Annotated in this window: 13 protein-coding genes; 10 read left to right on the forward strand and 3 right to left on the reverse strand. The window is 64.9% G+C overall.

The features are described 5' to 3' along the window. Window positions 1–243 precede the first annotated feature (243 nt). The 10 genes from GCT19_RS34675 (at window position 244) to GCT19_RS34720 (ending at window position 9,573) form a co-directional block, all read left to right on the forward strand. Entirely contained in the window at window positions 244–1,737 is a 1,494-nt protein-coding gene (locus GCT19_RS34675; protein ID WP_152854448.1) for an aldehyde dehydrogenase family protein, read from the forward strand. 106 nt (window positions 1,738–1,843) lie between these two features. Continuing rightward, window positions 1,844–2,512, forward strand: coding sequence for a haloacid dehalogenase type II (locus GCT19_RS34680; protein ID WP_026228738.1), 669 nt, complete (start codon window positions 1,844–1,846; stop codon window positions 2,510–2,512). A 79-nt stretch (window positions 2,513–2,591) separates the two neighbouring features. Further along, the gene (locus GCT19_RS34685) at window positions 2,592–3,869 is read left to right on the forward strand and encodes an NAD(P)/FAD-dependent oxidoreductase (protein ID WP_152854449.1); all 1,278 of its coding nucleotides are present in this window, start codon (window positions 2,592–2,594) and stop codon (window positions 3,867–3,869) included. A 77-nt stretch (window positions 3,870–3,946) separates the two neighbouring features. Further along, window positions 3,947–4,759: a substrate-binding periplasmic protein gene (locus GCT19_RS34690; RefSeq protein WP_018435682.1), complete on the forward strand. Its 813-nt coding sequence runs from the start codon at window positions 3,947–3,949 to the stop codon at window positions 4,757–4,759. 114 nt (window positions 4,760–4,873) lie between these two features. Beyond that, window positions 4,874–5,530, forward strand: coding sequence for an amino acid ABC transporter permease (locus GCT19_RS34695; protein WP_152854450.1), 657 nt, complete (start codon window positions 4,874–4,876; stop codon window positions 5,528–5,530). 18 nt (window positions 5,531–5,548) lie between these two features. Continuing rightward, complete coding sequence (locus GCT19_RS34700) at window positions 5,549–6,325, forward strand: amino acid ABC transporter ATP-binding protein (protein ID WP_018435684.1); 777 nt, start codon at window positions 5,549–5,551, stop codon at window positions 6,323–6,325. Next, complete coding sequence (locus GCT19_RS34705) at window positions 6,322–6,633, forward strand: (2Fe-2S)-binding protein (RefSeq protein WP_018435685.1); 312 nt, start codon at window positions 6,322–6,324, stop codon at window positions 6,631–6,633. Before GCT19_RS34700 ends, GCT19_RS34705 begins: the two co-directional genes overlap by 4 nt. Continuing rightward, on the forward strand, window positions 6,612–7,988 hold the full coding sequence (locus GCT19_RS34710; RefSeq protein WP_152854451.1) for an FAD/NAD(P)-dependent oxidoreductase: 1,377 nt from the start codon (window positions 6,612–6,614) through the stop codon (window positions 7,986–7,988). The genes GCT19_RS34705 and GCT19_RS34710 overlap by 22 nt, the downstream gene beginning before the upstream one ends. Further along, the gene (locus GCT19_RS34715; protein ID WP_018435687.1) at window positions 7,985–9,157 is read left to right on the forward strand and encodes an NAD(P)/FAD-dependent oxidoreductase; all 1,173 of its coding nucleotides are present in this window, start codon (window positions 7,985–7,987) and stop codon (window positions 9,155–9,157) included. The genes GCT19_RS34710 and GCT19_RS34715 overlap by 4 nt, the downstream gene beginning before the upstream one ends. An 11-nt stretch (window positions 9,158–9,168) precedes the next feature. After that, entirely contained in the window at window positions 9,169–9,573 is a 405-nt protein-coding gene (locus GCT19_RS34720) for a helix-turn-helix domain-containing protein (protein ID WP_035491270.1), read from the forward strand. 35 nt (window positions 9,574–9,608) lie between these two features. Here the strand turns inward: GCT19_RS34720 and GCT19_RS34725 are convergent, their stop codons facing one another. The 3 genes from GCT19_RS34725 to GCT19_RS34735 form a co-directional block, all read right to left on the reverse strand. Then, window positions 9,609–10,112, reverse strand: a complete 504-nt coding sequence (locus GCT19_RS34725) for an Lrp/AsnC family transcriptional regulator (RefSeq protein WP_018435689.1) — start codon at window positions 10,110–10,112, stop codon at window positions 9,609–9,611. A gap of 88 nt (window positions 10,113–10,200) precedes the next feature. Further along, window positions 10,201–11,601, reverse strand: a complete 1,401-nt coding sequence (locus GCT19_RS34730) for an aspartate aminotransferase family protein (protein WP_018435690.1) — start codon at window positions 11,599–11,601, stop codon at window positions 10,201–10,203. 196 nt (window positions 11,602–11,797) lie between these two features. After that, window positions 11,798–12,688 (reverse strand): GNAT family N-acetyltransferase, encoded by an 891-nt coding sequence (locus tag GCT19_RS34735; protein WP_018435691.1) that lies wholly within the window; start codon window positions 12,686–12,688, stop codon window positions 11,798–11,800. Window positions 12,689–13,006 lie beyond the last annotated feature (318 nt).

Consider the following 13,006-nt stretch of genomic DNA (forward strand, 5'->3'; position numbering starts at 1 on the left):
CGTGTGCGCCGGTGCCGCGGCGCCTTCTGCGCGGCAGGCAACCTATCGCAGCGCACAACGAACTTTTCACAAAGTTTATTTTTGACCACTAGTATTTCATTTGATGTTCATTAAAATGAACTTCATCCGATGTTCGTTCATTCGGTGGTCGCGATGGCGAACAGCAGTGCCGGGTGGTGCCGGAATCATCAGTGCGTTGACGCACGCCGCACCACACACTTGAACCTACTGATCAGGCCAGGCATGTCCACTCCGTCACTCGATTTCAATCCTTCAGCCGTTCAGTTGCCGCAGGGGCATTTCATTGGCGGTGCGTACTATTCGGCGGACGAGGCGCAGATCGCCGTTCACCGGCCCTCGGATGGCGCTCTGCTCGGCCATGTGCCGGATGCGTCGGACGCGACCGTCGATTACGCAGTGAGCAATGCGCTTGCTGCATGGAAGACGAGCGGCTGGGGCACGCGTTCTCCGCGTGAACGCGCGAAGGTGCTGAGCCGCTGGGCCGAGCTGATCGATCGCGATGCGGTGAGCCTCGCCCAACTAGAGACGGTCAGCTCGACGCGCCCGGTGGCGGAAAGCTACGCGTCCGACGTGCCGTTCACCGCCGAAGCGATCCGCTTTTTCGCGGAGCTGGCCGACAAGCTCGGTGGCGATATCGCGGCGACGCGCCGCGACAGTCTCGGCTTCATTGCATCGGAGCCGTACGGCGTGATCGGTGCGATCACGCCTTGGAATTTCCCGCTGTCGATGTGTTCATGGAAGTGCGGCCCCGCGCTCGCGGCGGGCAACGCGGTCGTGATGAAACCGTCGGAAATGACGCCTTATTCGACCCTGCGAATTGCGGAACTCGCGATCGAAGCCGGCATGCCGCCCGGCATCTTCAACGTAGTGAACGGCCGTGGCGCGACAGCGGGCGCGGCGCTGACGCGTCACCCGGGCATCTCGAAGATGAGCTTCACGGGTTCGACCCGCACGGGCGCCGCGATCATGAGCGACGCCGCGATGCACGGCACCAAGCCCGTCACGCTGGAACTCGGCGGCAAGAGCCCGCAACTGGTGTTCGAGCACGTGCGGGATCTCGAACATACGGCGCGCTGCGTCGCCCGCGGCTTTACGGCCAACGGCGGCCAGGCCTGCGTGGCGGGTACGCGGCTGATCGTGCACGAGCGCATCGCCGAGCCTCTGATCGCCGCGATTGAACGGCAACTGCAGCCGATCAAGCCTGGTCCGCTGTGGGACAGCCGCACCGCTTATTCGCCGATCATCAGCGCTGCCCAGGCGCGGCGCATCGAAGCGCTGGTCGAGCAGAGCCGCGAGGGCGGCGCAGAAGTGATCTTCGGCGGCGGCTTTTTCGAAGGCACCGCAGAAGGCTATTTCCACCGCCCCACACTGATCGCCAATGTGACTGCGGAGACACCCGCCGTGCGCGAGGAGCTGTTCGGCCCGGTGTTGACGGTACAGACATTCAAAGACGAGGAAGAGGGCATCGCGCTCGCCGCGCATCCGATCTACGGTCTCGCGGCGGGTGTCCATAGCAGCGACATCGGCCAGGCGCTGCGGGCGATGCGCCGCATCGCGGCGGGCACGATCTGGATCAACCGCTACGGCCGCAGCGGCGACATGATCATTCCGACCGGCGGCTTCGGCCAATCCGGTATCGGCAAGGATCTCGGCCGCGAGGCAATGGTGGCCAGCATGCGGCACAAGAGTGTGCTGATCGATTTCGAAACGTTGTGAACAATCGCGCTACACCGGCTTTACGCAAGCAGCAACCGCATTGATTCAACCCGCAACTGAACCCCGAGCCTGCGAACAGGTTCGCCACGACGACAGGATGTTGACCATGATCGATTTCGAACCGAAGTACATCACTTTCGACTGCTATGGCACGCTGACCAACTTCCAGATGGGCCAGACCGCGCGGCAGCTTTACGGCGACAAGCTGGACAAGGCGAAGATGGACGAGTTCGTCGAATTCTTCCGTGGCTACCGCCTCGACGAAGTATTGGGCGCATGGAAACCCTACCGCGACGTGGTCGTGAACTCGGTTCGCCGCACCTGCGAACGCACCGGCGTGCCGTTCGACGAAGCGACCGCGCAGAAAATCTACGAAGCCGTGCCGACTTGGGGCCCACACGCGGACGTGCCCGAAGGGCTGTCGCGACTGGCCAAAAAGTACAAGCTGGTGATCCTTTCGAATGCGTCGAACGACCAGATCCAAAGCAACGTCGACAAGCTCGGCGCGCCGTTCCACAAGGTCTACACCGCGCAGCAGGCGCAGGCGTACAAGCCGCTGCAGAAAGCCTTCGAGTACATGTTCTCGCAACTGGACTGCAATCCCGAAGACGTGCTGCACGTGTCGTCGAGCTTCCGCTATGACCTGATGACCGCGTACGACATGGGCATCAAGCACAAGGCGTTCGTCAACCGTAATCACGAGCCGCTGAATCCGTACTACGGCGTCAACGAAGTGTCGGGGATTCCGCAACTGGCTTCGCTGCTCGGTCTCTGATCCACTGCTTCGGCCCTTTGGCGACATCGCTTCCCGTGCGCCAGTGAGCGGCGCACCCAACCGACAGGAATGCATCACGATGAAGCTCGACTCCTACTGGCTCGACACCGCGCCACGGTTTACCGGAGGCGCCCAGAGTCCACTGCCGCAGCGGGTGGACGTGGCCGTGGTCGGCGGCGGCTTCACCGGACTGTCGGCGGCGTTGGAGCTCGCCAAACGCGGCAAGTCGGTGGTCGTGTTCGAAGCGGGCAGGCTCGCGGCGCAGGCATCGGGCCGTAACGGCGGCCATTGCAATACGGGCGTCGCGCAGGACTACGCCGCGTTGTCCGCGCGCATCGGCAGCGAGCGCGCGGCGGAGTTCTATCGCGCGTATGCGGGCGCCGTCGAGACGGTGAAATCGATCATCGCGGAAGAGAGAATCGATTGCGATTTGCGCCACTCCGGGAAGATCAAGCTCGCGGCTAAGCCGCAGCATTTCGCGTCGCTTGCGAAGTCCTACGAGGTGTTGCGGCGCGAGGTCGATCCCGATGTCGAACTGGTGCCGCCCGAGCAGATCCGCAAGGAGATCGCGTCTGACAGCTTTTTCGGCGGTCTCGTGCAGCGCAACGGCATGCAGATGCACATGGGCAAATTCGGCGTGGGTCTTGGCACGGCGGCGGCACGCCGCGGCGCGCAGATCTACGAGAACGCCCCGGTGACGGACCTGAAGCCGCTCGGCGGCAACGCGTTCGACGTGCAGTGTCCGCTCGGCACGGTCCGCGCCGGGCGCGTGCTGATCGCCACGGGCGCGTCGCAGGTCGGTCCGCTGCAATGGTTCCGGCGCCGCATCGCACCGGTCGGCAGCTTCATCGTCGCGACCGAGCCGCTCGGCAAGGACCGCCTCGATGCGTTGTTGCCGACGCGCCGCTCGTATGTGACGACGCTGAACATCGGCAACTATTTTCGGGCCACGCCCGACGAGCGTTTGCTGTTCGGCGGCCGCGCGCGCTTTGCGATGTCGAACCCGCGTTCGGACGAAAAGAGCGGGCGGATTCTGCGTGACGGGCTCGCCCGCTATTTCCCGCAACTGGCCGATTTGCGCATCGATTACTGCTGGGGCGGCCTCGTCGATATGACGGCCGACCGCCTGCCGCGCGCGGGGCAGCACGAAGGACTGTTTTATTCAATGGGCTACAGCGGCCACGGTGTGCAGATGTCCGTGCACATGGGTCGACTGATGGCCGACGTGATGTTCGGCGCCGCCGCGCGCAATCCGTGGCGAACGCTCGAATGGCCCGCGATTCCAGGACACTTCGGACGCGCGTGGTTTCTGCCGCTGGTCGGCGCGTATTACAGGTTGCAGGATGTACTGCATTGAACGGATCGACTGATCGCGACTGTCAGATGCCAGGGCAGCGCGCAGATTGAAAAACACTATTCCCAAAGGAAATCCCCATGTTGCGTTTCATGTTCCAGCCTGCTTCCGCCGTCCGTTTCAACACCGTGCACCGCTTTGCCGCTGGCGCGGGCCTCGCGATGACGATGATGTTCGGCGCCGCCCACGCCGCCCACGCGGCCGAAGGGGCGACGCTGACGGCAGGCTCGCCGCCGTCGAGCGCGCCGACTACGTTCATGAACGTGAAGACCCAGAAGATCGAAGGTCTGATGCCGGACGTCGTGAAGGAGATCGGCAAGCGCGAGGGCTTTAGCGTGTCGTACGACGCGGTGCCGTTCTCGGCGCTGATCCAGTCGGTGGTATCGGGCAAGATCGACATCATCGTGGCCGGCATGACGCCGACGCCGAAGCGCGCCGAAGTGGTCGATTTCTCGCAGCCGGTTACGGCGTTCGGCGAAGGCATCATCGTGAAGGAGAGCAACAAGGCCGTCTATCGCTCGGTGCAGGACATGAAGGGCATGACGGTTGGTGCGCCGACCGGCACCGACTATGGCGATCAGTTGAAGAAGCTCGGTATCTTCACCGAAGTGAAGATGTACGACAGCCCGGCCGACATGACGCGTGACGTCGCGCTTGGCCGCATCGTCGCGGGCTTTAACGACTATCCGATCCTGAAGGCCCAGGAAGCGGCGGGCGCGATGGCGGGAACGCGGGTTGAAGATGCCTATGTGCCGATGGAAAAGTTCGACATCGCGATCGCGGTGAAGAAGGGCAACAGCGCGCTGATGGCGAAGATCAACGACGCGCTGACGAAGATGAAGGCCGACGGCACGCTCGACACGATCCTCAAGAAGTGGCACCTCATGAGCTGATTCGCTTCTCGTGACAAGAGGCGGGCCCGCCACGACGCGGGACCCGCCCTGCGAAGTTCGCCCCCCAGCGGAGCGGCGGACTGAACGAATGCAAAGAGCAATGGAAGGCACGACATGCGCTGGCAAGATATAGCCGACTTTGTACCGATTCTGCTGCAAGGCGCGATGATGAGCATCATCATCACGCTGGGTTGTCTGCTGTTGAGCACCGTGCTCGGCCTGACCTGGGCGCTGTTGAAGATGTCGCGCTATCCGGACGTGGTACGCGGTGTGAGCGCGATGATCAACGTCGTGCGCGGTCTGCCGATGATCGTGCTGCTGTTCTACATCTACTTCGTGCTGCCGGATATCCACATCCAGGTGTCGGCGTTGCAGGCCAGCATCATCGGGCTGGGTTTCGGTTACTCGACTTACGTCGCGGAAATCTTCCGCGCGGGTATCGAGGCGGTCGATCCGGGCCAGTACGAAGCCGCGCAGTCGATCGGCATGGGTCGCGTGAAGACGATGGTACGGGTGATCCTGCCGCAGGCGATCAAGGTCGCGCTGCCACCGTACAGCAACACGCTCGTGATGATGCTGAAGGACTCATCGCTTGCATCGACGATCACGGTCGCCGAAATGACTCGCGAAGGCCAGTTGATCGCGTCGTCGACGTTTCAGAATCTGACGGTGTACACACTCGTCGCGCTCGGCTACCTGGCGATGAGCCTGCCGCTGATGAGCATGACCCGCAATCTGGAACGACGATTCGGTCGGCACAGGGCCAGGTAAGTGCGAAGTGAGGATGCGATGATCGAAATCACGAATGTGCACAAGAGTTTTGGCTCCGTACCTGTTCTCAAGGGCATTTCGCTCAACGTGAACCAGGGCGAAGTGGTCTGCCTGATCGGTGCGTCGGGCTCGGGAAAATCAACCCTGCTGCGTTGCATTAACGCGCTGGAGTCCTACGACGAAGGCGAAATCCGCCTGCTCGGCGAGCGCGTCGAGCAGCGCGCGCGCAACATCAACCAGTTGCGCACCCAGGTCGGCATGGTGTTTCAGCGCTTCAATCTGTTTCCGCACCGCACCGCGCTCGAGAACGTGATGGAAGGGCCCGTGCACGTCAAACGCCTTGCGCGTGCGCAAGCGCAACGCGAAGCGTCCGAACTGCTCGACAAGGTCGGGCTCGGCCACAAGCTGCACGCCTATCCTCATCAGCTTTCGGGAGGGCAGCAGCAACGGGTGGCGATTGCCCGTTCGCTCGCGATGAAGCCGAAGGCGATCCTGTTCGACGAGCCGACCTCGGCGCTCGATCCGGAACTGGTCGGCGAAGTACTGGGCGTGATGCGCACCCTTGCGCGCGAAGGCATGACGATGCTGGTCGTCACGCATGAAATGGGCTTTGCGCGTGAAGTGGCAGACCGGGTGTGCTTTCTGCACGCGGGACTCATCATCGAGGAGGGCACTGCGCAGCAGGTGCTGGGTTCACCGCGCGAGGCGCGTACCCGCGAATTCCTGCGCCACGTGCTGAGCAATCGCAGCGACGCTCACGTGTCGCCGGACGGCATGGCGGGAGCCGCGGCATGAACGGCAGATTCGTACGCTTGGGCGAGACGGCTCGCGCCAAAGTCGAGCTGACGATCGACGGTGAGACCGTCGAAGCGCTGGCCGGCGACACGTTGCTCACCGCGATGCTGTGCTCGGTGCGGCATGTGCGGCAGTCCGAATTCGGTGCTGAAAAGCGCGCCGGCTTTTGCCTGATGGGCGCGTGCCAGGATTGCTGGGTATGGACCGCGGACGGCGAGAGGCTCCGCGCCTGCACCACCGTGGTCGAAGCAGGCATGCGCGTCGTCACGACGCAACCGGAGGGCCAATGGGCGAACCTCGCATCGTAATCGTCGGCGCCGGGCCCGCGGGCGTGCGCTGCGCGCAAACATTGCTGGCGGCCGGCATCCGCCCGATCGTCGTCGATGAAGGACGGCGCGATGGCGGGCAGATCTACCGGCGCCAGCCCGACGGCTTCACGCGGCCGTACGCGAAGCTGTACGGCACCGAAGCCGCGCGCGCGGAGGACCTGCATCGCAGCTTCGAGCGACTGCGCCCGCAGATCGATTACCGTCCTCAGACGCTCGCGTGGAACGTCGCGCAAGGCAAGCTGCATATCGTGCATGAAGGACACGCGAGCGCGCTGGGCTACGACGCGCTGATCCTGTGCCCCGGCGCGACCGACCGGCTGATGCCGGTCAAAGGCTGGCAGTTCGCCGGGACCTACAGCCTCGGCGCCGCGCAGATCGCGCTGAAGTCGCAGGCCTGCGCGATTGGCCGCCAGGTCGTATTCATCGGGACCGGCCCACTGCTGTATCTGGTCGCGAACCAGTATGTGCAGGCGGGCGCCAAGGTAGCGGCAGTACTCGACACGTCGACGACCGGTGCGCGGCTGCGTGCGCTGCCCAAATTGCTGGCGCGTGTCGACGTCCTGCGCAAGGGCCGCGCGCTCGTGGCGGCGTTGAAGCGCTCGGGCGTGCGGGTCGAAAACGGCATCGAGCCGCTCGAAATTCTCGGCACGCCGGACGACGGCGTGCTTGGCGTACGCTTTCGCGATGCGCGCGGCAAGGTCGCGCAGTTCGATTGCGACGCGGTGGGTCTCGGCTATCACCTGCGCCCGGAAACTCAGCTGGCCGACCTCGCGCGCTGCGCGTTCCGTTTCGATGCGCCGACGCGGCAATGGGTGCCGCAAATCGATGAACTCGGCCGCGCGACCGAAAAGGGCGTCTATATCGCCGGTGACGGTGCGCGCGTGCTCGGCGCGGATGGCGCGGAGATCGCCGGACGGCTCGCGGCCTACGCTGCGTTGAGCGATCTCGGGCGTGCGGTGCCGGCCGCGACGCTCGCCACGTTGAGGCGCGAACAGCGCAAAATGGAGCGCTTCCGGCTCGGTCTCGCTGAAGCGTTTGCGTGGCCTGCCGGGCAGGCGGCCCGGCTGTCGGACGATACGATCGTTTGCCGGTGCGAAGGCATCACCGCGGGCGAACTGCGCCGCGTGGTGCGCGACGAAGGCGCGCAGGAAGCGAACCGCGCCAAAGCGTTCAGCCGCGTCGGCATGGGGCGCTGCCAGGGGCGCTACTGCGGCCATGCGGGCGCTGAGGTGATCGCGGCGGCCGCGCACGTGCCGCTCGAGCAGGTTGGCAGGCTTCGCGGGCAGGCACCCGTGAAGCCGCTGGCCATTGCAACCGTGGAGGATACCGAATGAACCGCGCACAAGCCGATGTGCTGATCGTGGGCGGCGGGTTTATGGGTGCTTCCGCCGCATTTTTTCTGAGGCAACGGGGCCGCTCGGTGATCCTGCTCGAGCGCCAGCTCGTTGGTCAGCAGGCGAGCGGTACCAACTTCGGCAACGTGCGCCGGCAAGGGCGCTTTCTGCCGCAACTGCCGCTTGCGAACCGTTCGCGCGAAATCTGGGGGCGTCTGCCCGAACTGATCCAGCACGACGCCGAGTTTTTGATGTCCGGCCATGTGCGCGTCTGTTATCGCGAAGAGCAGGCCGACCAGTTCGAAACCTATGCGAAGGAGGCCGCGCACTACGGTCTCAAGCTCGATCTGCTGCGCGGCGACGCGCTGCGCGCACGGTTTCCGTTTCTCGGTGCCGAGGTGCTGGCGGGCTCGTACTCGCGAATGGACGGGCACGCGAATCCGCGGCTCGCGGCGCCCGCGTTTGCTCGCGCGGCGGCGCGGCTCGGCGCGCAGATCGTCGAAAACTGCGATGTCGTGAGGGTGGAAAAAGAGGGCGCCGAGTTTCGCGCGACGAGCGCCGACGGCCGTACCTTCCATGCCCCGGTGCTGCTGATCACCGCGGGTGCGTGGGGCAATCTGCTCTCGGAGCAGTTTGGCGAAGCGGTGCCGATCGCCGTCAACGGCCCGCAAATGGCTGTGACCGAACCCGTGCCGTATGCGATCCAGCCGGTGGTCGGCGTGTCGTCGCCGCAGATCGAGGAGGTCGTGTACTTCCGCCAGGTCGCGCGCGGCAATATCGTGATCGGCGGCTGCGCGCGTGCGCCGGCGTATCTCGACGAACGCCGCGCGAAGGTCCTGCCGCAAAGCACGTTGCTGCAGTTCAGGCAATTGCAGCGCGTCGCGCCGATGCTGCGCAGGCTGAACATCATCCGGGTATGGAGCGGCGTCGAAGGCTATATGCCCGACGACCGGCCGATCATGGGCGCGAGCGGTACGACGAGCGGCCTGTTCTATGCGTTCGGTTTTTGCGGCGCCGGGTTCCAGCTGGGCCCGGGCGTCGGCGATACGATGGCCGAACTGATCGACACGGGCGCGACCAGCACGCCGCTCGAGCCGTTCGACATCCGCCGCTTCGCGGCCAGCCGGGGTACTTCGCCGGCGGCTCCTGTCACTTCGCGCGTTGCGTGAGCGGAGCGTCGATGCTGAGCCCGAGCCGAACCTCGTCGTCATCATCCGCGCCCGATCTCGCGGGCGCGAACCGTCATGCGCGACGTGTGCCGGATCGAGTGAGCCGCGCCGTCGAGCGCGCGGTCAACTTCATCGATGCATGTTTCGCCGAGCCGATCAGCCTGTCCGAACTGGCCGCCGTTGCGGAGCTGAGCATTTCGAGGTTTGCAGTGCGCTTCAGCGCGGAGATTGGCGTGTCGCCGCAGCAATACGTGAGGCTGGTGCGGGTACGGCATGCGCAACGCCTGCTGCGGCGAGGCATGCCGCCGTCGATCGTGGCGGCCGAGGTGGGCTTCTTCGATCAGAGCCATCTATGCCGGCATTTCAAGCGCGTGCTTGGCAGAACGCCGGGGGAATGGCTGAGCACCAACGGCTGATTGCGACCTGAAGGCTCACCGGGCCCGCGACCGCTTCATTGATGCCGTTGCGAGAACAGTGTTTCCAGCGGGTATTCGGATTTCACGAATGGCGTCTTGATGATCACGTAGCTGAAATACTTCTCGATGCCGATGTCGCGCTCCAACAGTTCTTCGATCACACTCTGATAGTGATTGACGCTGCGCGTGACGAACTTCAGCAGATAATCGTATCCGCCGCTCGCCAGATGGCATTCGATAATCTCCTCCACGGGGCGGATCGCCGCCTCGAACTTGGCGAAGTCCTCGCGGCGATGGTCGGCAAGTGTGACCTCGGTGAACACGATCTGCACGTCGCCGAGTTTCTGCAGTTGGATGTGCGCGCCGTAGCCGACGATATAGCCGGCCTTTTCGAGCCGTTTCACGCGGATCAGACAGGGGCTCGGCGAGAGCCCCACGGCGTCAGCAAGCTCGACGTTCGTGATGCGGCCTTTTTTCTGCAGTTGCGAAAGAATACGCAGGTCGATCCGGTCCAGCTTCGTGTCGCCGCTTGTCGTCATGTATCGGTCTGCCCGTCGAAGGTTCTGCTTTTCGCTGCATGGCGCAACGCCAGAGTCAAGCGACGCGCAGGCCGATGTTATCACGCGCTCAGGCGGCTGCGCGGCTTGCGCCGCGCAACGCGGCACGCACCTCCGCATGGTCGAGCACTTCGTCGAGCGTGCGCCGCAAACGGCCGAACAGCTGGTCGAATTCCGCCTCGCCGAAGCAAAGCGCGGGCGCGAAACCGAGGATGCTGTCGCCGAATGCGCGGAACACGAGACGGTTGCGGTAGGCCGCTTCGGCGATCCGGTCCGGCAGCTTCAGCGACGCATCGAAGCGTGCGCGCGAATCCTTGTCGGCGACGAGTTCGAGCGCGCCGAGCAGGCCTCGATGACGCGAGTCGCCGACCAACGGATGATCGAGCAGCGCGTCGAGTCCGGCGGCAAAACGCGGCGCCTGCGCAATACCGTTAGCGAGCAGACCACCCTCCTGATAGAGACGCAGCACTTCGAGGCCGATCGCGGCGCTGACCGGATGCGCGGAGTAGGTCTGGCCGTGACCGACCACCGCGGTATCGCGCGCATCGCCCGCGATGCCCTGGTAGATTTCGTCGGACATCAGCACCGCGCCCATCGGCGCATAGCCCGAGGTCAACCCCTTCGCCACCGTCATCAGATCCGGCTCGACCTGTTCCGCCTCGCATGCGAACAGCGGACCGGTACGACCGAAGCCCGTGATGACTTCGTCGGCGACGAACAGGATGTCGAGACGGCGGCACGCGTCGCGCATCGCCTTCAACCAGCCGACCGGCGGCACGATCACGCCGCCCGACCCCTGGATCGGCTCGCAGAAGAACGCGGCGACGTTCTCCGCGCCGAGTGAGGCCACCTTCGCTTCGAGCGCGGCGACCGACGCGGCGATCAGCGCCTGCGCGTTGTCGCCTTGCGGCTGACGGTATGCATAGGGCGACGGCAGGTGGTGCTGGTGCGGCAGCGGCAGATCGAAGTTGCGGTGAAACGCGGGCAGCGCGGTGAGCCCCGCGCCGACGCTCGACGATCCGTGATAGCCGCGCTCGAGCGCGATCATCTGCTTTTTCGCCGGACGCCCCGTCGCGTTGAAGTAATGCGTGATGAAGCGTACCGCCGAGTCGATCGCATCGGAGCCGCCGAGCGTGAAGTAGACGTGCTGCAGCGAAGCGGGGGAGAGCGCAACCAGCCTTTCGGCCAGTTCGATGGCAGGTTCCGACGAGAAGTGAAAGTAGGTGGTCGCGTAGGGGAGCTTCGTCATTTGCCGCGTCGCCGCTTCGACGATGCTCTGCTGGCCGTAGCCGACGTTCACGCACCACAGGCCCGCGAACGCGTCGAGCAGTTCGTTGCCGTCGATGTCGCGCAGATACGCGCCGTGTCCGGATCCGAGTACGGTGGTGCCCCGCGCTTCGTGCGCGCGGTAGTTGATGACCGGGTGAATCAGATGCTTGCGGTCGGCGTCGATGAGCGATGTTCTTGACATGGTGGTATTTCCCCGCGGGTTGCGATCAGGTGAGCGTCACCCCTTGATAGTAGCGAGAGCCGCATGCGAGCCGTTCCGCCAAAAAACGGCTCAAAGAGCGCAGGCGCAGCGTTTTCTACCCCACAGACAGCATTTTCTGCCGCGCGTGCTTAATAGCGGCGCGAACGGGAGTTCAGCCCGAGCGTTCGTGGCCGCGTCAGGTCAACGACTGCGCGATCACCGCGTACTGATGCAGCGAGCCGTCGGCGCGCCTCGGCTCGGAACGGGTTTGCGCGGATGCGATCCGCCGCATCCTGACGACCGTCTCCGTGGGTGCGAGGCCGAGGCCGGTTAGCCACGTTCGCAGGCCTTGCCCGTGCGGCACGTCGATGCGCACCAACGCGCCTTCGTTCAGGGCGAGCCAATGACTGATCAGCGCTTTGGCATGCACGGCGTCCGGGCTCGCGCCGGCGACCACGGGGCCGATTAGGAAACCGCGTCCGAAGCGGCGGAACAACGAGAAGCCGAGGAGTTCGCCGTCGCGATCGAGCGCGATACCGTCGGCCAGATCGAGCAGCGGTGGCAGCACGTGGCTGCGGTCGAGACCGCTCGCGCGCGATGCCAGCTCGACGAGCTGCACGGCGTCGCTCGCGCCGAGCGGGCGCAGCCGCTCGTTGGCGGCCAGCGCGACGAGCGGCGGGCGGAACGCCGCGCCCTGCATCTGGTCGAGTGCGCCGCAGGGCTCGAAGCCGAGCGCGTCGCACATGGGCTGGGCAGCGTCGGTCGCATAGAGCGTGATGTCGCGCTTGCCGATCTCGTCGAGCGCGTAAGCGAGCAGCGTGCGGCCGATACCCAGGCCGCGATGCTGCGGCGCGACGATCAGCATCCCGAGCGTCGCCTGATCGGCGCCGAACTTCCAGCACACCACGGTGCCGACTAATGCGCCTGCCGTCTCGGCGACGAAACCGCTTCCCGTGTGCGCGGAGAATCCCCAGTCTTCACGGCGATGCGGCCAGCCGATCGCGGCGGACAGGCGCTGTGCGGCGGGCAGGTCGTTGGCGGTCAGGCGTCGGTAGGTGAAAGGTGCGTGCGTGGTTGAATCGGGCACGGGGTGCTCCGTGATTTGTCGGCCGTGCCGCGACTGTTGCACGTTGCTCGCGCGTTGACTAGTACGAACTTCTCATCGTCGTGCGTGCCGCGCCCGGCGAGGCGCCCGCTGCGCCCGTGCCGGGCACGCCACGCGAAATGTGTGGCTCGGTCGTGCAGATTGCGTGCGGTGTGCTGAAACGGCCAATTTTGTCGGTGCAATCCGCGGTGCGCTCGCCGCTAGGATGATGTGCATGCACCGACGCCTCGCTTCGAAGATCGCACACGGCGCCGGGCTCGCGCGTCAGGGTCAATGCCAGGAGCGGCAAATCATGCTGTT

This window comes from Paraburkholderia atlantica (assembly GCF_009362785.1).
GTDB lineage: Bacteria > Pseudomonadota > Gammaproteobacteria > Burkholderiales > Burkholderiaceae > Paraburkholderia > Paraburkholderia atlantica.